The sequence below is a fragment of the Micromonospora sp. CNB394 genome, assembly GCF_000374985.1.
Classification (GTDB): Bacteria; Actinomycetota; Actinomycetes; order Mycobacteriales; family Micromonosporaceae; genus Micromonospora; species Micromonospora marina.
Genome location: NZ_KB895865.1, coordinates 1 through 24,438, shown reverse-complemented (window position 1 = coordinate 24,438; position 24,438 = coordinate 1). Strand labels below are relative to the sequence as shown.

Annotated in this window: 18 protein-coding genes and 1 pseudogene; 13 read left to right on the top strand and 6 right to left on the bottom strand. The window is 68.2% G+C overall.

Going from position 1 to position 24,438, the window contains the following annotated elements:
- Positions 1 to 38: 38 nt before the first annotated feature.
- The 4 genes from C569_RS0127065 to C569_RS31180 are packed head-to-tail and all read left to right on the top strand — an operon-like array spanning position 39 to position 6,862.
- Positions 39 to 1,064: a phosphopantetheine-binding protein gene (locus tag C569_RS0127065; RefSeq protein WP_018788860.1), complete on the top strand. Its 1,026-nt coding sequence runs from the start codon at positions 39 to 41 to the stop codon at positions 1,062 to 1,064.
- Positions 1,061 to 1,828, top strand: coding sequence for a thioesterase II family protein (locus C569_RS33870; RefSeq protein ID WP_196806799.1), 768 nt, complete (start codon positions 1,061 to 1,063; stop codon positions 1,826 to 1,828). The genes C569_RS0127065 and C569_RS33870 overlap by 4 nt, the downstream gene beginning before the upstream one ends.
- Complete coding sequence (locus C569_RS0127055) at positions 1,740 to 3,569, top strand: amino acid adenylation domain-containing protein (RefSeq protein ID WP_081636047.1); 1,830 nt, start codon at positions 1,740 to 1,742, stop codon at positions 3,567 to 3,569. The genes C569_RS33870 and C569_RS0127055 overlap by 89 nt, the downstream gene beginning before the upstream one ends.
- On the top strand, positions 3,566 to 6,862 hold the full coding sequence (locus C569_RS31180; RefSeq protein ID WP_051090542.1) for a non-ribosomal peptide synthetase: 3,297 nt from the start codon (positions 3,566 to 3,568) through the stop codon (positions 6,860 to 6,862). The genes C569_RS0127055 and C569_RS31180 overlap by 4 nt, the downstream gene beginning before the upstream one ends.
- A gap of 66 nt (positions 6,863 to 6,928) precedes the next feature.
- On the opposite strand, the gene C569_RS0127045 is transcribed toward C569_RS31180, so the two are convergent.
- Positions 6,929 to 7,756 (bottom strand): hypothetical protein, encoded by an 828-nt coding sequence (locus C569_RS0127045; protein WP_018788857.1) that lies wholly within the window; start codon positions 7,754 to 7,756, stop codon positions 6,929 to 6,931.
- A gap of 41 nt (positions 7,757 to 7,797) precedes the next feature.
- Positions 7,798 to 9,171, bottom strand: a complete 1,374-nt coding sequence (locus C569_RS0127040; RefSeq protein ID WP_196806797.1) for a condensation domain-containing protein — start codon at positions 9,169 to 9,171, stop codon at positions 7,798 to 7,800.
- A 182-nt stretch (positions 9,172 to 9,353) separates the two neighbouring features.
- Between C569_RS0127040 and sbnA the strand changes: the two genes are divergently transcribed.
- From sbnA to C569_RS0127005, 7 genes are read left to right on the top strand one after another with little or no spacing between them, the layout of a single operon-like run.
- Positions 9,354 to 10,340, top strand: coding sequence for a 2,3-diaminopropionate biosynthesis protein SbnA (gene sbnA / locus C569_RS0127035; RefSeq protein ID WP_018788855.1), 987 nt, complete (start codon positions 9,354 to 9,356; stop codon positions 10,338 to 10,340).
- Between the two features lie 2 nt (positions 10,341 to 10,342).
- On the top strand, positions 10,343 to 11,383 hold the full coding sequence (gene sbnB, locus C569_RS0127030) for a 2,3-diaminopropionate biosynthesis protein SbnB (protein WP_018788854.1): 1,041 nt from the start codon (positions 10,343 to 10,345) through the stop codon (positions 11,381 to 11,383).
- Position 11,384: 1 nt separating this feature from the next.
- Positions 11,385 to 12,323, top strand: a complete 939-nt coding sequence (locus C569_RS0127025) for an ornithine carbamoyltransferase (RefSeq protein ID WP_018788853.1) — start codon at positions 11,385 to 11,387, stop codon at positions 12,321 to 12,323.
- A 4-nt stretch (positions 12,324 to 12,327) separates the two neighbouring features.
- Positions 12,328 to 13,272, top strand: a complete 945-nt coding sequence (locus C569_RS31175; protein WP_018788852.1) for a 3-oxoacyl-[acyl-carrier-protein] synthase III C-terminal domain-containing protein — start codon at positions 12,328 to 12,330, stop codon at positions 13,270 to 13,272.
- Positions 13,273 to 13,276: 4 nt separating this feature from the next.
- On the top strand, positions 13,277 to 14,632 hold the full coding sequence (locus C569_RS0127015; protein WP_018788851.1) for an ATP-grasp domain-containing protein: 1,356 nt from the start codon (positions 13,277 to 13,279) through the stop codon (positions 14,630 to 14,632).
- On the top strand, positions 14,629 to 16,215 hold the full coding sequence (locus C569_RS0127010) for a phosphopantetheine-binding protein (protein ID WP_018788850.1): 1,587 nt from the start codon (positions 14,629 to 14,631) through the stop codon (positions 16,213 to 16,215). Before C569_RS0127015 ends, C569_RS0127010 begins: the two co-directional genes overlap by 4 nt.
- A 35-nt stretch (positions 16,216 to 16,250) precedes the next feature.
- On the top strand, positions 16,251 to 17,015 hold the full coding sequence (locus tag C569_RS0127005) for a hypothetical protein (protein WP_155945628.1): 765 nt from the start codon (positions 16,251 to 16,253) through the stop codon (positions 17,013 to 17,015).
- 230 nt (positions 17,016 to 17,245) lie between these two features.
- Here the strand turns inward: C569_RS0127005 and C569_RS0127000 are convergent, their stop codons facing one another.
- Together C569_RS0127000 and C569_RS0126995 are read right to left on the bottom strand one after the other, a co-directional pair.
- Positions 17,246 to 18,892, bottom strand: coding sequence for an acyl-CoA dehydrogenase family protein (locus C569_RS0127000; RefSeq protein WP_155945627.1), 1,647 nt, complete (start codon positions 18,890 to 18,892; stop codon positions 17,246 to 17,248).
- A 56-nt stretch (positions 18,893 to 18,948) separates the two neighbouring features.
- Positions 18,949 to 19,206, bottom strand: coding sequence for an acyl carrier protein (locus C569_RS0126995; RefSeq protein WP_026268700.1), 258 nt, complete (start codon positions 19,204 to 19,206; stop codon positions 18,949 to 18,951).
- Between the two features lie 66 nt (positions 19,207 to 19,272).
- Here C569_RS0126995 and C569_RS0126990 point away from each other — a divergent pair, with 66 nt between their 5' ends.
- Both C569_RS0126990 and C569_RS31170 read left to right on the top strand, forming a co-directional pair.
- The gene (locus C569_RS0126990; RefSeq protein WP_231394907.1) at positions 19,273 to 21,141 is read left to right on the top strand and encodes a fatty acyl-AMP ligase; all 1,869 of its coding nucleotides are present in this window, start codon (positions 19,273 to 19,275) and stop codon (positions 21,139 to 21,141) included.
- A 1,589-nt stretch (positions 21,142 to 22,730) separates the two neighbouring features.
- Complete coding sequence (locus tag C569_RS31170; RefSeq protein ID WP_196806795.1) at positions 22,731 to 23,951, top strand: ISAzo13 family transposase; 1,221 nt, start codon at positions 22,731 to 22,733, stop codon at positions 23,949 to 23,951.
- 19 nt (positions 23,952 to 23,970) lie between these two features.
- Here the strand turns inward: C569_RS31170 and C569_RS31165 are convergent.
- A pseudogene (locus C569_RS31165) lies at positions 23,971 to 24,141 on the bottom strand (IS5/IS1182 family transposase); the annotation flags it as partial.
- Positions 24,142 to 24,248: 107 nt separating this feature from the next.
- On the bottom strand, positions 24,249 to 24,437 hold the full coding sequence (locus tag C569_RS35125) for a hypothetical protein (protein ID WP_369754124.1): 189 nt from the start codon (positions 24,435 to 24,437) through the stop codon (positions 24,249 to 24,251).
- Position 24,438 lies beyond the last annotated feature (1 nt).

Genomic DNA, 24,438 nt, shown 5'->3' with positions numbered 1-24,438 from the left:
ATCGGGCGGACTACCCAGCCGACCTTCTGTGAGGTGGCATGACCAGCGCCGCACCCTCGGACCTCGCCACCCGCCCCGGCCGGCGTTCATGCCACGCCGTCGAAGCGACGATCCGTGAAGTCTGGTCCGAGCACTTCGGTCGGGCGGTGGGTCCGGACGAGGACTTCTACGACCTCGGCGGCGACTCGATCAGCGTCGTAGACGTCGTGGTCGCCCTCCGCGCCCTGGGCTTGGAGGTACGAGCCTCAGCGGCACTCCGGTTCCCCACTCCGGCCCGGCTGGCGGAGAGCCTCACCGTCGGAGCAGGTCCGGCTGGGCTGATCGACGTGCCCGCCCTGCGCCGGCCGGGCGATCTCGCCGCGGCGACCCAGCTGCACCCGATCAGGTCAGGGACCGGCGTGCCGCTGATCGTGGTGCACTCGGTCAGCCACGTCGAGGCACAGCGAGACGCCGTCCGGCGATGGGCGACCGCACGACCGGCGTACGGTCTCACGTTGCCCGGCGGGCCGCACACGTCGATCTCGGCACTAGCCGATCACCTCCGCTCGTTTCTGCCCGGCGGACCCCTCCGCTTCCTCGGCTTCGGGCCCGGGGCAGCCGTTGCGACGGAGCTGGCACGGCGGTACCCGCAGGACACCGAGCCGGTCGTCCTCATCGATCCGCCCGCAATCGGCCGGCCGACAGGCGGGCCCGGGAGCGCCCTCGATCGGATTCTCGACCGGCAGGCGCGCCGTTTCGGCCTGGACGGCGACGAGACCCTGCCGGAGGTTCATGCGGAGATGGAGCGCGCGGGCTGGTTCCGGGGCACCCCGACGAACGGCCTGCCGCAGCTTCACCGCACCGCGGCGGGGCTGGCCGAGGCACTCGACGAGTACCACCCGGAGCCGTTCCGCGGACCGGCCGTGCTGTTCCACGACGCCTCGCGCGACCCGACCCCGGCGGAGACCTGGGCCCCGGTACTGCCGGACGCGGTAGTGCACCGCCGAGACTACGGGATCTGTTCGCCGCGCCGGCTGATCGACGATCCGCTCGTGGCTACCACCGCGTCGGGAGCCCTGTCGTGACCGCGGAAACGCTGCCGGGTCGCTGGGTGGCACGGAGTCGTACGAGCGATGACGTCCGGCTACGTCTGTTGTGTTTCCCGCACGTCGGAGCCGGTGCCACCGCCTTCCGCGCCTGGATCCCGCACCTGCCACCCGGCGTGGAGCTGTGTGCGGTCCGGCTACCCGGGCGGGAGAACCGGCTCGCCGAGCCGCTCCTGGACAGCCCAGACGCGCTGTTCCCACTGCTCGACCCGGCCCTCGAAACGCTGCTCGACCTGCCCTTCGCCGTCATCGGGCACTGCTCCGGCAGCGTACTGGCGTACGAGTACGTCCGACGGCTCCAGCGGGCTGGTGGCCCGCCACCCCGGCACATCGTCCTCTCCTCGGCGCCCGGCGCAGCGGTGCGGCAGATCAACGACCCGTTACATCTGCTGCCCCGCGACGAATTGATCGCTCGGGTGTCCGAATTCGGCGGTATGCCGGAGGCGGTGTCGAGCGACGCCGACCTGATGACGATGTTCGAGCGGATCCTGCGCGCCGACTACCGCGTGATCGAGCTGCTCACCTACTCGACCGGAGCACCGCTTGACGTCCCGATCACGGTACTGGGGGGACGACGCGACGAGTTCGTCACGGTCTGTGAAATGGCCGCTTGGTCCGAAGCGACGTCGAAGGAGTTCACCCTGCACCTGCTGGATGCCGGGCATTACGTCTTGTACAAGGCCGCGGCCACGATCGGCCGGCTGGTGCGAGAGATATCCGAGGCCGGCAATGACGAGCACTGACGCCGACAGACCATCTACGACACTCGACCTGTTCCGCCTCCAGGTCGCAAGGACGCCGGACGCCGTGGCGGTCCGGACCGAAGCGGAAAAGCTTACCTATCGGGACCTCGACTACAGATCAGACCAGATCGCCTGCCTGATCGACAGCGCCGGTCCGCCCGGTGATCTTCCGGTCGGCGTGTGTCTACGGCGGACAGCCGACCTGTTGCCGACACTGATCGGCATCTGGAAGGCCGGGCGGCCCTACCTCCCCCTGGACCCCGATCTGCCACCCCGACGAGCCCGTGGGATGGCCGCCCGTGGGGGTTGCACAGTCATCGTGTCGCACAGCGAACACCGCGAGCTGCTCGCCGCCCTCGACGGCGTACGCCCTCTGTTGCTCGACGCGGAGCAGGGCCCTTCCACCGGCGTCATCACCGCGCGGGCGCTCCGACCGGAAGATGCGGCCTACATCATGTTCACCTCCGGCTCGACTGGTGAGCCGAAGGGGGTGGTGGTCGAGCACCGGGGGCTGACCAACTACCTGCTGTGGGCGGCCCGGGAGTACGGCGGCAGCGGTACCGGCGGATCGCCCTACTTCACCTCCATCGGGTTCGATCTCGGCGTGCCGAGCCTGTTCGCACCGCTGATCATCGGCCAGGCGGTTCACCTGTTGCCGGACCCCCTCGATCCGGCCGACCTCGCCGCCCTGCTCGTGGCCGGTGGTCCGTACGCCTTCGTCAAGATGACACCCGGCCACCTCAACCTGATCAGTCTTGACCTGTCCGCCGCCGAGGCTCGGAAGCTGGCCGGCGTCGTGATCGCGGCCGGCGACGCCTTCCCGTACTCTTTGGCCGCCCGATGGCGGGCGCTGGCCGGACCGGGCGGTACCGACGTCGCCACCGAGTACGGTCCGACGGAGATCACGATCGGCAACTCCGGGATGCGTGTGCCGCTCGGCAACACCGACGGGCTGGTACCGCTCGGCTCGCCGATTCCGCACACCATGATGTACGTGCTGGACGACCACCTCGACCCGGTACCGTCCGGCGTCCCGGGCGAGGTGTACATCGGCGGTATCGGGGTCGCGCGCGGCTACCTCGGTGATCCTGCGCTGACCGCGCAGCGCTTCCTGCCCGATCCGTACGGCGAGCCGGGTGCCCGGTTGTACCGCTCCGGCGATCGCGCCCGGCAGGTCGGCGACGACCTCTACTTCCTCGGCCGCACCGACGACCAGGTCAAGATCCGCGGGCATCGCGTCGAGCTTGCCGAAGTGGCTACAGCCTTGCAGCGGCACCCGGACATCCGCGAGGCCATCGTCGTCGACCGCCTGCGCAACACCCACACGGAGCTGGCCGGCTTCGTGGTCGCGGCACCCGCCCGCGAGGTGGACGTGGCGGAACTGCGCGCGGCGGTCGCCGCCGAACTGCCCGGCTACATGATCCCGGCGCAGTTGCGGGTTGTCGACCGGCTACCGCTGACCGCCAACGGCAAGATCGACCGGGCGGCTCTGCTCCGGTCGCTTGAGGACAACACCACACCGGCCGCCCGAAACACGGACCCGGATGTCGTGGAGTTCTCCTACCAGGTCGTGCGCAACGACAACGATCAGTACTCGCTGTGGGACGCCGGTCGACCGCCGCCCCGCGGGTGGAGGTCGACCGGGGTGGACGGCAGCCGCGCCGACTGTCTCGCACACATCGCCTCCGTGTGGCAGGTCGACGCGCGTTCACCTTCCGCCGAACCCCGGAGCACTCGATGAGCCTGTTGATTCCCGAACAATTCCTCGCCGTCGCCGCCAACCGCCCTGACGCCCCGGCGGTCCGGCAGGGCGGCAGCATCATGACGTACCGGGAGCTGGAACGCGCGGCCCGCCGGATCGCCGGAGCCCTCGCCGACCGCGGTGCGCGGCCGGAGACCGTTGTCGGTGTGCTGGTGACGCCCGGCCCCGACCTGGTCGCCACGCTGATCGGCATCTGGCTGGCCGGTGGCTGTTACCTCCCGTTGGACCGGCACGCCCCGGCCGAGCGCCTCCGCCGGATCCTCGACGTGGCCGGCGCAACGCTGGTGGTGTGCGATGACGGGCCGCGTGCCGGTCTGTCCACCAACATGATCGTCGACCTGCCGGGTCCGATCGCAGGGGATGTCCTGTGGCACCCGGCCGACGGCTTCGCCGCCCACCGGGCGGCGTACGTCATGTTCACCTCCGGCTCGACCGGGACGCCGAAGGGCGTCGTCATCGAGCACGCGGGCATCGCCAACCGGATCCGGTGGGCGGTGAAGGCTCTGGAGCTGACCGCCGAGGATCGGATCCTGCAGAAGACGCCGCTGACCTTCGACGCCGCCGGCTGGGAGATCTTCGCGCCGCTGACCTACGGCGGCGCGGTCACGTTCGGCAGCACCGGCGCCGGCCAGGACGCCGCGGAGCTGGCCCGGTCGACTGTCGAGTCCGGGGCCACCATCCTGCAGGTCGTGCCCACGATGCTGCGGCAGCTGGCGGCCGAACCGGAGCTGGCGGCATGCAAAACGTTGCGGATCATATGCTCTGCCGGGGAGCCACTCCAGGCCGAGCTGTGCACCCGGGTGCGCGAGCTTGTCGACGTCGACATCTGGAACACGTACGGACCCACGGAGTGCTCCATCGATGTGCTCGCGGCACGATTCGACCCGGCGCAGCGGACCGGCCCGGTACCGATCGGGCACCCGATCGACGGCGCCCGGTACCATCTCGAACCAGTACCCGACGAGCCGGATCTGTTCGAACTGTACGCCGGCGGGATCGGTGTGGGCCGGGGCTACCTGGGCGATCCAGCAGCGACGGCGGACCGGTTCGTCCCCGATGAGGTCGGACCTCCCGGTGCGCGCCTCTACCGCACCGGTGATCTGGTCCGCTGCCGACACGACGGCGCACTGGAGTTCGCCGGACGGCGCGACGACCAGGTGAAGATCAATGGAATCCGGATCGAACCGGGCGAGGTCGAGGCGGCCCTGGTGACCCACCCGGATGTCACCGAGGCCGCGGTCCGCGCGGTCACCGATCCATACGGTATTCCGCGGCTGGCCGCCTGGGTGGTGGTCAGCTCGAAGGACGTCGCCTCCGGGCTGCCGGCGTACCTGCGGGAGAAACTGCCGTCCGCCCTGGTGCCCGCGGTGTTCACGGAGGTCGCCGTGCTTCCCCGCACCACCAGCGGCAAGACCGACCGGGCGGCGCTGCCCGAGCCGGACTGGGCCACGCCGCCCACGGCACCGAGCACCCGGGACGACGTGTTCCTGACTGTTGAACAACGAATCGTTCTGGATGCCTGGCGGGAGGTGCTCGACCTCCAAGAGATCGGCCTTGATGACGACTTCGTCCGGCTCGGTGGTCACTCGCTGATGACCACTCGGCTGGCCGCCCGCCTCGAGCGGGTGACCCGCCTCGCCCTCGACTTCCGCGAGTTGCACTTCGCGACCACGCCCCGTGCCCAGGCCGAGCTGATCCGCGAAGCGGTCGCGGCGGATCCGGTGCCGCGCCTGGCGCCGGACGCCCGCCTCCCGCTGTCGCCCGCACAGGAACGCTTCTGGGTGCTCGACCGGATGGACGCCCGCAGCCGAGAGTACCTGCTGCCGGTCCACCTCTGGATCCCCGCCGAGATCGCCCCGCAGACCGTGTCGGCAGCGTTGACTGAGTTGGTGGCCAGACACGACGTCCTGCGCTCGCGGTACGTCATGGACATCCGCGGCCTCTGCGCGGTCATTGAACCGGATGTCCCTGTCACGTTGCGCACGATCGACGTGGACGCGAACGAGCTGCCCGCGGCACTGGCCACGCTGGTGTCCGACGGTTTCGACCTCGGCACGACGCCGCTCTTCCGGGCCGCCCTGATCCGGGACGGCGGCACCGAGCAGCTGCTGGTGCTGGTCTGCCACCACATCATCGGCGACGGCTGGTCGACAGCCCTGCTGGCCCGGGACCTACGCATCCTCCTCGGGCTCTCTCCGGGTGAACAGCTCGGATCGGGCGCACCGCGCTATGTCGACGCCGTCGCGTGGCAACTGGCTCAGCTCACCGACGAGGTCCGCAGCGCGGAACTCGACTACTGGCGCCATCAGCTCGCGGGGCTGCCGCCCCTCGACCTGCTACCCACGACGTTCCGGCGCGACACCCACCGGCGCATCGACGGCGGCATCGTCCGGATCGGCATCGCTCCGGACGTGGCCGCGAGCCTCAGGAAGGTCGGCCGGCAGTCGGGCGCGACCCCCTACGTGAGCCTTCTGACCGTCTGGACCGTGCTGCTCTCCAGACTGAGTGGTCAATGGGACTTCGGTGTCGGCACGCCGCACGCCGGACGGTCCCGCCCCGACCTGCACACGATCGTCGGACCGTTCATCAACACTCTGGTGATCCGCTCGCGACTGGCCCCGGAGATGACCTTCTCCCAGGCGCTGGCCCAGGTCAGTCGGGTCTGCCGGGATGGCTTCTCCCGCCACCGCCTGCCGTTCGAGCAGGTCCTCGAGGCGGCCGCGCCGGTTCGGGACACCTCCCGCACACCTCTGTTCCAGTCGTTCTTCACTGTGATCGGCGAGGGCGACGTGGGCCTGCCGCTGAGCGACCGCGACCTCGACCTGTTCGCGCGGGTGTGGTCGGTCGCGCGCACCGATGTCGCGCTGACCGTGTGGCCGGGACAGGACGGCAGCTACGGCGGATTCCTCGAGTACGCATCGGCTCTGTTCGACCCGGAGGCCGGCGCGGACCTCGCTCGGCGGCTGGCCACGCTCACCGCCCGGCTGGCTGCCGACCCGACCACAGCGATCGGCGCAGACGGGCTCGACGAGCCAACCCTGGCGGTCATGCCCGAACAGGCCGTCCTCGACCACGTTCGCGAACTGCTCGGACAGCCTGGCATCGGCCCGTTCGACGACGTGATCGAGGCCGGCGGAACCTCCCTGATAGTTTCCCGTTTGCTCTGGTACGTACAGGAGACGTTCGACGTCGAGGTTCCGATGCGGGCGTTCTTCGACCGTCCCACGGCAGCCGACCTGGCACGTGCAGTGACCGAGGGCACCCGGCGGTAACCCCGAATGAGGGCCGGCCCGACCGGGCCGGCCCTCATTCGTGATCTGCTGCGGTTCGCGGCGAGCTCAGACCGGCTCTGGCCACGCGGCCGGGTCGTCCCCGTGCGCGTGAATCATCGCGAGGACGATACGTTCCAGACCGAACGCGACGCACGAGCTGTGCGCCGGCCCCGCGTCCCGGTATCTGATTCCGAACCGCTTGCCCAGGTGGTCCTTGTGACTGTTGGCCGAGGCGATCGCGGTGCCCGGGCCCTCCCCCGTCAACGGCACGACGAACTCCCACTTCAGGCTCTGCCCGATCTGGCTGTCGCGTAGCAGGTCGCTGCCCGGCCCGAAGAAGGGGTCGCTGGCTGGCTCGACCTTGACCGGCAGACCGAGGCGGGAGAACAGATGCCGACCCCGGTCGATCCAGTCGTCGCGCCAGCGCAGGGCGGCAGGAGCATCGGCGACCAGGACGAACTCCCGCATCCGGAAGGTGCGGAACCGGCCGAGTTCACTGGTCGCCTCGTGCCGGTGGCAGTACCCGGTGACGTCGAACTGCCGCGAGCCGTCCACTGTGGTGTCCGCCAGCTCCTGATAGACCCCGTAACACACGGCCGGCATCAGCACCGTGTCGGCGTCACCCGGACCACCCGGGTACGTTCCGACGGTGCCGAGCAGGTGTGGGAACGCCGCCGCGTATTCGGCCCGCTCGATGACCATCCGTGACATCAGTGGCGGGAACACCTGCGGACCGGGCGAGCCGGCCGGGTCGGCGACGGTGAGCACAGCCTCCAGCCAGGACACCACCCGCTCGAACTTCGGAGTGCAGCTGAAGGCTCCGGTCACGCCGACCGGCGCCAACCAGCCGCCGTCGAACAGACGCCCGGCCGGGGATTCCGGGACAGCGCTCACCGATGGTGACATATTCCCTTCTTCCTGTGCATAAGGGTGCATTACCTGGTCGGCGACCCAGTGCGGAGACCGCGTAACGGGAACGGAAGTGCCGAGCCTGTGGCGGCGGCCAGCAGTTGCCCGTAGCCGCCGGCCAGTTCGGCGGCGACGTCGTCGTCGAGCACGGAGTCGTTGTACTTGAAGCGGAGCCTGGTCGTGTCGCCCAGACGGGTGACGAGGACGTTGATGTCGAACTGACCCAGTTGTTCCGGGAAGTCGAACCGGGAGACGTCCAACCCGGCCAGCCGCAGCCGGCTTCCCGGCCGGACCCCGGGGTTCATGAGGTCGTCCGGCACCTCCGTGCTCATCCCGAAGAGCACCGACACGAGGCCGGGCAGCCTGCGGTCCAGCCGCGTCCCGATCAACCGCGGAATCAGCGCGCTCGGGTATTCGCGGTGCAGCAGGCCACTCCAGAACCGCTTGTTCGTCCGCCGGAGCACCGCCTGGAACGACTCTTGCGGATCGATCGTCGCCCGCAGCGGCAACGGATTGACGAAGTACCCGATCGAGTTCGCGAATCGTCGGGAGGACCGTTGGGTCACCGGATACCCGACCAGGAAATCCGTACGTCCGGTGAACCGATACAGCAGGAGCTGGAACACCGTCATCAGGTAGACGAACGTGGTGACGTTCTCACGCGCCGCCGCGTCCCGGACCGCCGCCATGAGGTCACGCTGCAGGTCGAGCACCACCTCCGCGCCCTGATAACGGTAGTCCGAAGGCCTCGGGAGATGACCCAGCGGAGCGGGCGACTCCAGCCCGGCCAACTCGGCCCGCCAGTACTTCTCCGCGGCCCGTGCCCGCGGTGCGGCGAGCTGGTCGCGCTGCCTGGCCACGAACTCGTCGTAATCGTCGATCGGCCCATCCGCATCGCGCCCGCCGTACGCCGACAGGACGGCCCGAAGGACCGCCAGATGCCCGATGTCGTCGACGATCAGGTGATGTGCGGTCAGCAGCAGGACATCGGGGCCAGCCCGGTGCAACAGGTGCAGCCGAACCGGAAGCTCACGGTCGAGCCGGAACGGGCGTCGGGTCAGCTCCACCGCCAGCCGTCGCAGGGCCTCGTCGTCCACTCCGACGCAGTCCACGACCGCCCAAGGAGCCGGCGTCGCCTCGGCGGCCGGCACTCGTCGGATCTCATCGCCCTCCAGCCGGTACACAGACCGTAGAAGTCCGTGCTCGCGGATCGTGCGCGCCACAGCTTCCGCCATCCGGTCGGTCTCCACCGCGAAGTGCAGGTTCACCCCGACCGCCATGTTGTATGCCGAGCAGTCCGGCACGAGCCGCTGGAGGAACCACAACGATTCCTGCCCCGGGCTCAGCGGGAAGCCCGCATCATCCGTCGTCTGCTCCACCGGATGGTCTTCTCCCCTCATGTCAGCCATCCGCACCAGTAGCGCACTGGGTCAACGGCGGGTCGAGGAAGTGACGCGGGCAATTCCCGCCGGCCCGATCGTGCGGTCCAGCTGCCGATCATTTGCCTGTTCGGCGTCGCAGACGCTTCCTACGCTGACGACCGACGACCAGCGAACCGGTTTCGCGATGGGGGGTGACACCAGTGATTTACGATCAGGCCCACAGCATCGTGGCCGATGACGTGTTCCTGCGGTTGCCGGATGCGCTGCCGGGCGTCGAGGTCGTCCTCAAGCTGGAGGGCCTCAACCCGGCTGGCTCGATCAAACTCAAGCCTGCGGTAGGTATGATCCGCGACGCGGAGCTACGCGGTCTACTCCGGCCCGGAGGCCGGGTCGTCGAATCGTCGTCGGGCAGCCTCGGTATCGCACTGGCCATGGTGTGCGCCGCCCGCGGATACAGGTTCCAGTGTGTCACCGATCCCAACGCGTCACCGCAGAGCGTCGCTGTTATGCGGGCGCTCGGCGCCGAGGTCGTTTGCGTCGACCGGCATGACGAGAACGGCGGCTATCTGCAGAGCCGGATCGCCTACATCAAGACGCTGATCACCTCCGACCCGCAAGTGGTCTGGCTCAACCAGTACGCGAACCCGGCGAACTGGCGGGTACATGCGGAGACCACAGCCGCCGCCATCCTCGCCGAACTGCCGAAGGTGGATTTCCTCTTCGTCGGGACCGGAAGCGCCGGCACCCTGATGGGCTGCGTACGGCTGTTCCGCCTGGCATCGCCCCTCACCCGGATCGTCGCGGTTGACAGCCTCGGCTCAGTCAGCTTCGGCCGCCCAGCCGGCACCCGGTTCGTCCCGGGGATCGGCGCCAGCCGTCAGCCAGAGATCCTGCGCCCCGAGGCGGTTGACGACCTCGTCGTCGTGGCCGAGCACGAGGCGGTGCGGACCTGCCGCTGGCTCGCCCGGGAACGCGGCTTCTTCGCGGGCGGATCGACCGGCTCGGTCGTCGCCGCGATGCAGCACTACCGGCCCGCCATCCCGCTCGGCTCTCAGGTCGTCGGCATCGCGCCGGACTTCGGCGACAGGTACGCCCAGACGATCTACGAGGACACCTGGGTGGCCGACCGGTTCGGGCTTCCCGACATCTCCCTGCCCACCGTCGACCTCGCCCGTACGAGGAGCTGACCGTGTTCGACTTCCATGTCATGCGCGGGCCGGACATCCGCGCGTTGATCGCCGAATCACGGCCCGGCGTGGTGGACACCGTCCGCCGTACCTACCTAGCCCATCACGCGGGCGAGACGATCAACCCGAACAGCTACTTCTTGCGGTTCCCGGACCACCCGTCAGCCCGCATCATCGCGTTGCCGGCGGCGCTCACGGCGGCACCGGCGGTGGCGGGGATCAAGTGGATCGGCAGCTTCCCGGTGAACGTGCGACGGAACGTCCCGCGCGCCTCGGCCTTGTTGATCCTCAACGACATGGAGACCGGTTACCCGTACGCCTGCTTGGAGGCTGCCCAGATCAGTGCGGCCCGGACGGCGGCCTCAGCGGTGCTCGCCGCGGAGCGGCTGCACGGTTCCCGTCAAGCGGCAAAGATCGCTGTGGTGGGAGCCGGTGTGATCAGCCGCAACGTTCTGGAGTTCCTGCACGACCTCGGCTGGCGGATCGGCGAGGTGGCGGTACACGACCTGGACCCGCCCTCGGCGGATCGCGCGGCCGGATTCGCCTCCTCGCTGGACTTCCCGGGCCGGGTCGCCGGGTCGCTGGCGGCGGCCGTCCAAGGTGCCGGAGTAGTGGTGCTGGCCACCACCGCCGCAGTCCCGTACCTGCACGACGAGAACACTTTCGAACCCGGCCAGACGGTCCTCAACCTGTCGTTGCGCGACATCGGGCCGGAGATCATCCTGGCCGCCAACAACATTCTCGACGACGTCGACCATTGCCTGACCGCCGGCACCTCGCCGCATCTGGCCGAGCAGAAGTTCGGCCACCGGCACTTCATCGACGGCACGATCGGTGACCTCCTTCTCGGCGACCTTCCACTCGACGAACGTAAGCCCCGCATCTTCTCACCGTTCGGTCTCGGCGTGCTCGACCTGGCGGTGGGCCGAGAGGTTCTGAACGCGGGCCGGACCAGCGGTCGGGTCCTCGCCGTGCCGAACTTCTTCGCCGAAACCGCACGGTGGGACCACGACACGGTCCACACCACGAGCCAGGGGGACTGACGTGAGCGGCGGCACGGCACGGCATCTGATCTCGCTTCGTGACGTCAGCGACGACGATCTTCGTACCATCGTGGATCGCGGTGCGCTCCACGCCCGCGGGTCGGCCGGCGGGTCGTCGAGGGCGTTGACGGACGCGGTGGTCGGCACCTACTTCACCAGGACGTCGACCCGAACCCGGACCGCATTCTCGGCGGGCGCGCTCCGGCTCGGCGCGGGGCTGATCCCCTACGACGGGGCGGTACTGCAGACCAGTACCGGCGAGACCAGCGAGGACACCGGCCGGGTGCTGTCAATGATGCTCACCGCGTTGGTGGCGCGCACCGCAGGCAACCCGGCGGAGATGCGGGCCTGGGCGCAACAGGATCGGATGGCGGTGATCAACGCGATGAGCGCGGACGAACATCCGACGCAGGCACTGGCCGATCTAACCACCATGTCGCTGCACTTCGGCGACCTCGACGGCCTGCGGGTCCTGTATGTCGGCGAGGGAAACAACACCGCCAGTGCCCTGGCCCTGGCGCTGGCCCGGTTCCGGGACGTCCACCTGGAACTGCGGACCCCGCCGGGGTACGGGCTGGCGGATGCCCTCCTCGACGAGGCGGCGGCGCAGGGTAGGCGGCACGGCGCGACGATCCATCAGCAGCACGACCTCGCCGGAATCCCCCCGGACTTCCAGGTCGTCTACACCACGCGTTGGCAGACAACCGGCACCGAGAAGACCGACCCCGCGTGGCGGACACTTTACGCGCCGTTCCAGGTCGACGCGGAGCTGATGCACCACCTCCCCAAGGCGATCTTCATGCACGACCTCCCCGCGCACCGCGGCGAGGAGGTCACCGCAGAGGTGCTCGAGGGGCCGCGCAGCATCGCGTTCGCACAGGCACGGAACAAGATGTTCAGCGCCATGGCGGTCCTCGAGTGGTGCCACGGCATCGGCTGAGGAAATGACGTTGCTCACGCTGCGCAGGGTCGTGCCGGTGGTACCGGACACCCGCATCACCATCACCGACCTCGCCCCGACGGCCGGGCTGTCGCCTGCCGAGGAGCGCCTACTGATCCGCGTGCTCGGGCTAGGCCGAGTCGCGGTCGCCAGCCATCTCACGGGCACCGAAATGCTACTCCGCGCCGGTGACGCAGCGCTGCACGCGGCCGACCGTTCAGCGGTGCGTTACCTGATCCACGCACACACCCTGCAGCACGTCACACCGCCGGGTGTCGCGATTACCGGCGCCCTGCGCCGCAAGCTGGGGCTGTCCCGAAGCCGGGCATTCGCACTCTCGCATCTCGGCTGCGTCGCCGGCCTGTACGCCGTACGGCTCTGCGACACGCTGCTGCGCTCGGAACCGCCCGGTTCGACGGCGCTGGTGATCGCCGGGGACCGTGTGCCGGCGGCGGAAGCCCGCGTCCTGCGCGGCGCTTCGATGCTCGGCGACGCCGCGGCCGGCGTGCTGGTCGGGCACGGTGGCGACGGTGACACAGTGATCGGCTTCGCCCACCGGACGCTTGGCAAGTACTACCAGGCCCGCTACATGGGCCCGGAACTGAGGCGGCAGTACCTGGAGGCATACGTCCCGGCGATGGCCGGCGTGATGTCCTCGGCGGTCCGGGACGCCGGGCTCACGATCGACGACATCGCGCTGGTCCTTCCGCACAACGTGAACCGCTATTCCTGGGTGGCCATCGCGCGGCACCTGGGCCTGCCGACATCACGTGTCTATCTCGACAACGTCACCGAGATCGGCCACTGCTTCGGGGCCGACCCGTTCATCAACCTCAGCACCGCTCGGGCGGCGGGAGCCGTCGTTCGCGGTGACAACCTCCTGCTGGCCTCGGCCGGCGAAGGTGCCACTTTCAACGCGATGGTCGTACGCGCCGCGGCCGAAGGGTAGGACGATGACCGGATCCCCTGAGCATCCCGGGTTCACCGCCAGGCTCAAGTCCCGGACCGTCGGTGACGAGCGAGCCCGGTTCGTCTACCTCAACAACTTCGAGGTCGAACGGAGCTGGGGACGTGACGACCGTGGTCTGCCAGGAGCCGCCCTCTCGTTCTCGTCTGTTCTGGTCAACCGCATGGAGGAAGTCTGCGTCCTGCTCGCCGACCAGGACGACCTGGTCATCCTGAAAGCGCCGGTGGACCCGCACTACCTGGACCACCTCCGGTCGCTCGGCGCCGCCGCCGGGGATCATCTCCTGGTCGATGACAACGACGTCGAGCGGTCGGTCACCCGGGACGCACTCGCGTCACCGCGGCTGCTGGCGGAGCTCGCCGGCCTGGCCGATGGGCGCACCTACCTGATGCCGCTGGGCATCTCGGCCGACGAGGAGGAACTCGCGGCCCGTACCGGGCTGCCGCTGGCCGGACCGGACGCCAAGATCTGCCGCCACGTCAACGGGAAGATCTTCAGCCGCGAGCTCGTCGACCGAACCGGACTCACCCCGGTACCCGGCAAGGTCTGCCGGACGCTGGGCGAGCTCGAGTCAGCCTTGCTGACCCATCTGGAGCTTGCCGACCAGGTCGTGGTCAAGGAGTCACTCGGGGTGTCCGGGCGCGGCATGACCGTTCTGGGCAACAGCAGCCGGGCGGAGCGGCTCGTCCGGATGCTGGGTCGCCACGGTTCGACCACCGATCTGTCGTTCGTGGTCGAGGAGTGGATCTCCAGGCGCTGCGACCTCAACTACCAGTTCATCATGGACCGCGACGGAGGCGTCCACTTCGAGACCGTTCGTACGGCGCTGACCCGCAACGGCGTACACCGCGGGCACATTCTCCCGCCCGATCTCGACCCGGATCAGATCGAGCAGATCGCCGCCGCCGCCCAGGTCATCGGCAGTGCGCTGGCCGCCGAAGGGTACTACGGGCTGGCCGGGGTCGACGCGATGGTCGGCACCGACGGGGTGCTCTATCCCTGCCTTGAGATCAACGCACGCTTCAACATGGCGACCTATCAGAACCGGCTCGTCGAGCGGTTGCTGCCGCCCGGCAGCCACGCGATGGCCACCGTGTTCGACCTGCGGACGCGGCGGCCGTACGGGTACGGCGAGGTCCGTAGGGCGCTGGCGGACCTGATGTTCAACGCTGGTCGGGGCGTGCTGGTGAACAACTTCGCCACCCTCAACGCCTCAGTCGAGGCCGGCAAGGCCCCCCGAGGCAGGCTCTACGCGGTCTGCGCCGGCGGTTCACCCGCCGAGGTCAAGGACATCCGGGATCGGGCGGAGATCGCACTGACGAGAATGGTGGAAACGGCATGACCAGCGACATCGACTGGGTCGAACTGGCGACCCAGTACGGGACACCGACATATGTGTACGACGGTGCGGAGCTCGCCGGGCAGTTCCGCCGACTGCGGGACGCGGTGCACGATTCCCTGGAGATCTTTTTCTCTCTGAAGTCGAATCCGAACCGCAGCTTCTTCGAGGTACTGCAGTTCGCCGGGGCCCGGGCCGAGGTTAGTTCACTGGCCGAGCTGCGGACCGTCCTGGCGGCCGGCGCAGACCCCGCAAACATCATCTTTCTCGGACCGGGCAAGAGCGAGACCGAGATCGCCGCCTGCGTCGAGGCCGGCATCTACGCGATCGTGTGCGAATCATTCGATGAGCTGGACCACATCGACCGGGCCGCCGGCGAGCGCGGCGTGCGCCAGCGGGTGCTGATTCGTGTCAACCCGGCCGCTCCTATCGCCGGCTCGCGTCTTTCGATGGGCGGAAAGCCACGTCAGTTCGGCATCGACGAAGAGGCTGTACTGGCCTCGGGCGGAACTCTGACCGGATACCGGCACGCCGACGTGGCCGGGATCCACGCCTATCTGGGCACCCGGATCCTGGACCACGGGGTGATCCTGGCCAATACGGCGTACGTGCTCGACCTCGCGGACCGGATCGTTGAGTCGACCGGGATACGGCTTGACGCCGTCGACATCGGCGGTGGCCTCGGAGTCGGCTACTTCGACAACGAGAACGATCTCGACCTGGAGGGGCTCGCCGCGGAACTGAACCCACTCGTCGACAAGTTCGCCACCGGGCATCCCGACACCCGCTTGATGCTCGAGTCGGGTCGGTACCTGGCGGCCGGCTGCGGAACCTACCTGATGAGGGTCCGCTATACGAAGAAGTCTCGCGGGGTGAGCTTCGCGGTCACCGACGGAGGCACCCACCAGCACATGGCGGCGATCGGGATCGGGTCGTTCGTCAAGCGCAACTTCCCGATCGACGTGCTGTCCGGGTCAGCGGGCGAGCCCGGCCCGACGGACCTCTGGACGATCTCCGGGCCCCTGTGCACGCCGAACGACACCATCGCCAAAGCGGTCGCCCTGCCCGCGCTGAAGCCGGGCGACCTGCTGGGCGTCCGCCGTTCGGGCGCGTACGGCCCATCCGCGTCGCCGGTCTACTTCCTCAGCCACGGGCACCCCGCCGAGGTCCTGCTGTGGCGAGGCCGCTCGTTCCTGGTGCGCCGCCGGGACACCGTCGAAGACGTGCTCGAGCGCCAGGTCGTCCACCCTGGTCTGATCCATGACGCACCGCCGTCCGACCGAATTCCTAAGCTAGGAGAGAACATGTCGTCCGCCATCGACGCACGCGAAATCAGGGAGTTCCTGCGCTCCGAGCTTTCCACCATCCTGGACAAGGACCTCCCGGACCTGACCGACGACATGAATCTGCTCCACGAAGTCGGGCTGGACTCCATCGAGGTGGTCGAGGTGCTGATGGCAATGGAGGATTCGCTTGGGCTCGTCATCGACCCGGACGAACTCACCCCCGAGATATTCGAGACCGTAGGCTCGCTGACCACGTACATCCGGGCCAGTCTGGCCAATGCGCCCGCTGACGCGGTCTGACGGTGGCGGCCCTCGACGTCGGTGCCAAACTTCCCGTGCGTCGGCCGGACGTCCGGTACTTCACCGACGGCACCGGTGTCAGGCTCCGGGCGGCGGAACAACGGACCATCGAGGGACTCCTCGAGCCGTACGGACGGTCCATCTCCCCGCCATCGCCGACCGGCCGGACCTTCGCCGCGATGGGGGAAGGGCTGCTGACCGATCTGGAGCGGCCACTTCCGCATCTGGACCTGATCATTCTCGCCTACGCCGAGCCGGACATCACGGTGGCCGAGGTGGCCGGCTGCTACCTCGCCGACCTCTGCCCGGGCACGCCGACCGGGTTCTCGGTGTCCGGGCCGGGGGTGGGCGCCCCGTTCACCGCCCTGCGCATTCTCCAGGCGGCCCGCGCGGCCGGGGAAATCGGCGACGGCGCGGTGTTCGCCTTCGACCAGTCGGCCAGCCTCTACCGCGCGAAGGCTGACGCCGAGCGTGACTGCGCTGTGCTCCTCACGATCGACGACCGGGATCCGGACCGATTGGTGCTCGAGATCCAGCCCGAGATCCAGATCGACGACCTGACCGACATCCCGTTCGCCGGCCCGCCCGGCGCGCGGTTCATCGCGGGCCGGGAACTCACCGAGCGTCTCGGCTCGGCGCCGTCCGACCGCACCTGGACGCCGGTCGTCACGCCCGGCTGCACCGCCATCTGGGCGGCTTTGGCAGCACACTGGTCCCCCGAACAGCACATCGTCGTCGCGGAGTACGACTGCGTCGATCAGATTCTCTACCAGGCCTTGCTCAGCCCCGTGTCCGAGTGAACCGGCCCGCCGCGCTCCGGACCGGCGTCGACCCGCTCATCGTGGGCCTCCCGCCCCGGGCCCGAGTCGCGGCTGAGTGATGAGCCACCATGCCGCGGCGAACGCTGCTGCGCGGCGGTTGAACCCGTCCATGAGTCGGAAGGCCCGGCGGTCTCGGGCCAGACGAACACGAGACCGCCCGGCAACGTCGAGGCGGGGCAACTCGACCTGGGGACGAGCGCTCACCAGGATCAGTCGACGATCTCCAGTGGCTGCAGGGAGAACAGCTCACCCGCTCGTTCCTGGCCGCACATCAGTTCGAAGACCGCCGGCGCAAGCCGGTCGTTGCGAGGCTGGTCCGTATGCAACCGACGGGCGATCCGGTCGAGCGCCAGCACGACCCATTCGCCGCCCCGGAAACCGGAGGGCAGCGCGTCCCGGCCGTGGATCCAGGTGAGCAGCACCGACGACGCGCCGTGCAACAGCGCATGTGAGCGGGCAAGGGTGAACCGCCGTGTCCCATCGCCCGCGTCCACGATGCCCCCGAGCACACCCTCCCGGACCACGTCGAGCCGACCGATGATCGAAGCCAACTCGGCATGCAGGCCCGGGTCGATCAGACTCAGTGCCTGCCGGGTGTACCGGGGCCAGCCGGCGGTCACCTCGTCCTCGAGCCCGTTCGTCAACCGGAGGGCCGAGCCGGACGGCCGCCAATGCGCAGGCTCGCTGCCGCGGCTGAAAAGCTGGGCCAGCAACTCGTCGTCCGCCTGATCGTCGCGCCGACCATGGCTGAGCACGTGCGGCAGTTGCGCCGCGATCGAGGCCAGATTGACGTGTGTCGTGCCTTCGAAGATGCCAGCGATGGCGAGATCCCGTTCCACCTTCTGAAAGTGCCGATAGGTGAGCTCGGTACGCAGGTACCTGCGCGCGCTGAGCACCGTCGCCAGGTTGGCGACGGCGTCCTCGGCGATGGTCGGCACCAGATACTTCGCGATCGACGACCACATACTCAGCCGGCTCGGCACAGTGGCCACCGCTCGGGTCACCGCGATCGCCGTGCACTCGCCGATAAGCAGGTCAAGGTACGCATCCACAAGAATGGCCCGGACCTCCGGCAGCTCCGTGATCGAAGCACCATACAGCCGGCGGCCGTGAGCGTGGCGCAACGTGATGCGGAGAGCCGCGTCCAGGCAGCCCAGGGCGAAGCCCGCGATCAGCGTACGCGTCAGTTGCAGCGTCTTGAGCGCCATCGCAACACCCGAGCCCTCACGGCCCAGCACCACTGCGCGCTGCACCGGACACGAGTCGAACCGAAGACCGGACAGATCGTGTCCGCGGATCCCGAGCGTCGGAACCGGCTCGACCGGCTCCCAGCGGTCGGCCGGGAGCGCGGCCTTGTCCAGCAACAGCAGGGAGTACGACTTGGTACCGGTCCGCGCGTACAACGTGACGAAGCTGCCGCGGTTGCCGTTGCCCACCAGCCACTTGGTACCGTCGACGACGTATCCCCCGTCGACGCGGCGTGCTGACACCGTGCAGTTCAACAGGTCGCTGCCGTGATCGGTCTCAGACATTGCGAACGTGCCACAGGCACCTGCCCGGAGCTCACCGGCCAGCCACTGTTGCCGCTCGGGATCTCCCCAAAGCCAGACGGGAAGAGCGGCCAGTAACGTGGAACCGTAGTAGACCCCCAGTCGAGGGTCACGCCGGGCGAGCGCGCGAAAAGCAGCGAAGAGCTGCTCATGCGACTCGAGCTTGCCTCCGAGGTGCACGGGTATCAACTCTTCGGCGAAACCCCAGTCGTGAACGGCTGCGAGCGCCGGGTGGGGAAACTCGTCGTTCTCGTCCGCGTCCACCAAGGTCCGCACCGACATCGGATCACCGTCGCCACCCAGCATGCGTTCCAATTCGGCCGCTCGGCCGTAGGCCCGGGTGGCTGGCAGCGCCCCGGCCGTCACAGCTGTACGCCATTCAGGCAGCCGTGCAGGTGGGCCGCGAGACCGTCGATCGTCGGGTGCTCCCAAACGGCAGACGACTCGATGCGGAGACCGTAATGCTCCTCAATGTCGCCGATAATGGCCGCCAGGTACACCGAGTCGATCCCAAAGGACGCCAGCGAGGCGTCCGCGCCGATGTCCGCAGCCTCGAGGTCAAGGTAGACGGCAATCCGTTCCGTAAGCCAGGCTCCGATCGCGTCGACCTCGCCGTTCATGTCGGCTCCACTTCTTGACAAATCAATCAAGCGGTCCTCCCTCATGGGCCGATCCTCGATTTCGTCATGCCTGAAGTCAACGGCAACTTCGACGGCACCTTGTTCCGAAATCCGGCACGAACCTCGGCAGAACGGAATTGCCGGTCGGCCGCCAATCTGCCTGCGGGGTACCTGGACCGACCCGCTCTTTGCGATTGTCATCGAGACATGACAAGCAGTGAGAACCTGGCGGACGTCAGCGCGACGGTCCACCGGCACAGCGAGAGTTCCGGAGAGCGGCCGGCCCTGGCGTTCGTCCAGGACCCGGCTGTCCCATCGAGCGCCCGTTGGTGGACGTACTCCGAACTGGACCGGGAGGCCCGGGCCATAGCAACTCATCTGGCCGCCCGCCTCGAGGTCGGTTCGCGGGTGCTTCTGATCTACCCACCCGGTGGGGAGTTCGTCACTGCCCTCCTCGGCTGCATCTACGCCGGCATGATCGCGGTACCCGTCTCGATGCCCGGGAAGCTCGGGCATGCTCGGCGCCGGGTGCTCAACATCGCCGAAGACGCCCGCGTCGCGATGGTGCTCAGCGGTGACCCGATACACGCCGAGATCCAGTCGTGGGCGGCCACCTCCGGCCTTGAACAACCGGTCATCCCGCACGCCTCGGTGGTCACGCACGACGATCCGATCGCGGCACCGCGTCCGGCCGGGCCCGGCACGGTGGCCCTGCTGCAGTACACCTCGGGCTCGACCGGCGACCCCAAGGGCAGTGTGGTCACACACCAGAACCTGGTCGTGAACGCGGGAACGATGGCAAGGACGTTCGGCTTCGACGAAACCGCCCGCTCCGGCAGCTGGCTGCCTCACTACCACGACATGGGGATCGGTGTGATCATGCCGCTGCTGCTGTGCGGGGGCAGCGTGGTGTTGATGGACCCGGCCGTGTTCCTCCGACGACCGGTCGGATGGCTCACGCTGATCAGCACCTACCGGGTCACGTTCTCGGCGTCGCCGAACTTCGGATACGAGTTGTGTTGTCGCCGGGTGTCCGACGAGGACTCGACAGGTCTGGACCTTTCGTCGTGGCGCCACGCGATCAACGGCTCAGAGCCGGTACGAAGCAGTACGGTCCGCGAGTTCACCCGCCGGTTCTCCGCGGTCGGGCTGCGGCCCGAGGCCCTGGTGCCCAGCTACGGCATGGCCGAGGCGACCGTCTTCGTGGCCGCCTCGCCCGACCGGCCGGCGGTCATCGCCCGCTTCGATCGTGAGGCGCTGGCCGATCACCTGCTACGTCCGGCCGAGTCGGCTGGCGACGCCCGTGAACTTGTCGGCTGCGGCAGGCCGCGGGATCTGGATCTCCGGATCGTCGACCCGGCAGGCAGGTTGCGGGGTGACGGCGAGATCGGCGAGATCTGGTTGCGCGGAGCGTCGGTGGTGCCTGGCTATTGGGGGCGCGCCGAAGCGACGTCCCACGCCTTCAATGCCCGCATCGGTGACGAGGACGGCTTCCTTCGGACCGGTGACCTCGGTGCCGTCGTCGACGGCGAACTCTTCGTGACCGGGCGGATCAAGGAAATGCTCATCTTCCGTGGCCGCAACCTCTATCCGCACGACGTCGAGCAGGAGGTAAGGCTGCACCACGAGTTGCTGAAGCACGGCAACGGGGCGGCGGTGGCGGTGCCTGCCGAAAACGGCGCGGGGGACGCCGAGGACCACCTCGTTCTGCTGCACGAGGTGGCCGGGCGACCGTTGCCCGATGAGCTGGCGGCGACCGCGACGGCTATTCAGGAGACCGTTGTCCGCGAGTTCGGCGTTCGATGTCAGCAGGTCGTCCTTCTGCGCCGCGGTGGCGTCCGCCGTACGACGAGCGGAAAGGTGGAGCGGTCGGAGATGCGTCGGGCCTACCTGGCCGGCGAGCTACGTCCGTTGTTCGACTCGGCGCTCGGATGAATCGGCTGAGCTCACCCGGAAGACCGCGAACAGCTGGGACGCCTTCGGCCAGTATCCCGTAGCTCAACAGTGGAACCGGAGGAGCGGAACATTCTGTGGCAGGCGGCTGGCCACCGCCCTGGACCTGCCCGGCACCTCCAGCCGGGGCGCGGCAGTCGATGAGGAAGGTGGCCAGCTCCGCCGACATCGCCGCGGAGTCGGTCAATGCGACTGCCGCACGCTACCCTGCAGGGCCGCCGCGCCTTTCACCGGCGAACGCGAGCCCGACTGACCGCGTTCTGACGGGCACGCCGCTACCACACACGTCCGAAGCCTCTTCCGCCTCGGACAGCATCCACCGGTCACGTGACACGCCGCGCTCGGTCCTCCGGAGAAGCCGCGAAGGCCACGCTCACGTCGTCGCCTCCCCAACTCGCGTTGAATAGCTTCAGACTAGTTAATAAAGTGCTATTCGGGCGCGTACTGAGTGAATGGATTTACTCATCTGGGCCCTCGCCGCGGCTCGTTCATCAACCCGACGTTTCAAGCTCGTGAACCAGCCATTGACATAGGCGCACTTCTCTTCCTAGCCTGACTGCATCGTTGCACCAGTAAATCGATGCAGTAACCTCTCGGCTCCGCGATCCGACGGCGTGGCACCTCCGGTACGGCACCGTCCCACCCCGGGGAAGAGGAGAGGGCAGGATGGGCAGAGCCTGGAGGTGAGTTCCCGCAGTGGCGGTGGCGCTCGTCGCGGCATTGCCCGCCGGCATCTGCGGTGGCGCGCTCCCAGCGAGGACGACGGCAGGGCCAGCGGCGCCATGCGGCTCATGACGCCGATCTTCGAGCCCATCGAAGGCGAAGCCGCTCCGGGAGGGCGGTTCGCCGCGTTCGTCGGCCAGTGCCGAGATCTGAGAGTCGAGGCTGGTCATACGCCGAGCAGCAAGATCAACAATACGCTGACCAGGTCGATCGCCGACGACCGGCGAGACGGCGTGAGGCTCATGGGGGCTGGCTGGATCCCGTTACTCACTGCCAAGAGCGCCCTCGCCGGACCGGATCGAACTTCGCAAGAGGCAAGGGAGCGACACACCGCGCGGACGAAGGCGCACGGCTTGCGACCCCGGTGGAATCCCATGATCCCCACGGACCCGTCGGCCCGGCGTCGTCGAACGACGGTTTCATACCGTCATGCCCGGGGCCCCGGTCATGACAAAGCTCGCAGGCGGCCGCTGACCCTCGACGTCTACGACATCGTCGTATTCCACGCTGGGGCAGGTGCTGTTCACGGCAGATCTCGACAGCTTCCTCTCCCGTCTCGCCCCCGCCCGGCGACCGTCGCCGGCGTTTCGGCGCCGACTGCTTGTGCGTCGGGCGATCGGGGGGCAGCGGCAGCGACCTGCCCTTCGCGCCACGTGGCCCACATCCAGCTCACCGTTCACCGCGCAGAACCGTAGGAGGGACACATGGCTGCGGACGCGCCACTTTCGCGCGGACCTCGAACTCTCCCAAGGAAGACGACCACGGACTACAGGCCCTCCTTCCTGGGACCGAATTCGCGGTTGGTCTGTCACGTCTGCCCCATCTGGGTGTCGTGTGGCGGGGTGTTCGTGGAGAGCGTCCTCGCGGAGAAGCTCGCACTGTTGCGTCCGGTCCTGAACGAGCGGCAGTGGCGATTGCTGCTGGGCGCGGAGGCGCTGGCGGTGGGTCACGGGGGGATCGCGGTCGTGACTCGGGCGTCGGGTGCGGCGCGGTCGACGGTGTCGATCGGGCTGCGAGAGGTGCGTACGGGGATGGTGGTCCACGGGCGGATACGGGCACCGGGGGCGGGTCGTCGGCGAGTTGGTGAGGTGCAGCCGGGTGTGGCGGAGGCGTTGGAAGACCTGATCACCCCCGCGATGCGGGGAGATCAGATCTCACTGTTGCGGTGGACGTCCAAGTCGTCGCGGTCGTTGGTGAAGGGCCTGGCCGCGGCGGGGTATGCGGTCAGCCAACGAACGGTGGCCCGGTTGCTGCAGCGACTGGGGTACCAGTTACATACGACTTCCAAGGCCAAGGAATGGGTGTCGCCTCCAGACCGGGATGCGCAGTTCTGCTACATCGACGCTTCGGCGCAACAGTTTCTGGACGCACGGGATCCAGTTGTCAGTTTGGCCTGCAAGAAGAAGGAGGTGGTCGGCGATCACGCAAAAGGGGGCCGAGAGTATCAGTTAGGCAGTCCGGCGAAGATTAATGGGCACAACAACCTCATGACGGGGGCGCCCAGGGCCATATCGTACGAGGTGCACGGCTTGGACGCGGACGAGGGTTGGGCGTCGGTAGGGATCGACGATGAGAACGCGGCGTTCGCGGTCAATACGCTGCGGACGTGGTGGAGGCAGGAGGGCAGCGCCCAATATCCGCAGGCACGGCGGTTGATGCTTGCTGCCGACGGCGGAGACGCGAACGGGTATCGCAGGCGGGCGTTCAAGGTGGAGTTGGCGGCGTTCGCCGCCGAGGCACGCCTGGACGTCACAGTCTGCCACTTCCCACCCGGAACTTCGAGGTGGGAAAGGACTGAGCACAGGTTTGTTTCGTTCGCCTCCACCAACTGGCAGGATCGGCCGCTTACTGAACTCCAGACCGTCCTCGAATTGATTGCGCACACGACGACCGAGACCGGGCTGACTGCGTCATCATACCTGGACGGTGCCTACGCGGTCGGCGCCCAGGTCATTGATGCCGAACTGGCGGAGATTCCCCTCACCCCGCACGATTTCCACGGCGAATGGAACTATACGATCAGTGGTCGAGAAATCGGAGACCCGCTCGCGGCAGTCGTCGATGAATAAGAGCGACCGGCAATAGGCGTTACCTGAGTCGGCGGATTGTCGGTCGGGTGTCCCAGCGATAGAGCGTGCGGGCTCGTTGGATGAGTTGACGGATCGTGACGATCGCGGCGGCCAGGTACAGGTAGAAGTCGATGATCGCCGCGTTGCGGTCGGTGCAGCGGCGGATCTTGCCGAAGCCGTTCATCCACGAGGTTGGGTCGGCCACGCGGCGAGGTGCCAGCGTGAGCTGGCCCTTTTCCGTGTGGCCTCCCGCCGAACCGGACTTGATGGTTTCCCGATCATCCGGCTCTCCAGTGACTACTGCGTGAGTGGGTCGGTTGGATTCCCGGTATGGATGTGGTCGTGGCATGCGGCGCAGACCACGAGGGTCTTGCGCCGCCGGTTCGCCATGATCTTGGCCCATCGGGGTTGGTGCGGGTCGGGTGGCTGGAGGTCTTTGAGCTTGCGGATGTGGTGAACCTGCACTTCACCCGCTTGCTGGCAGATC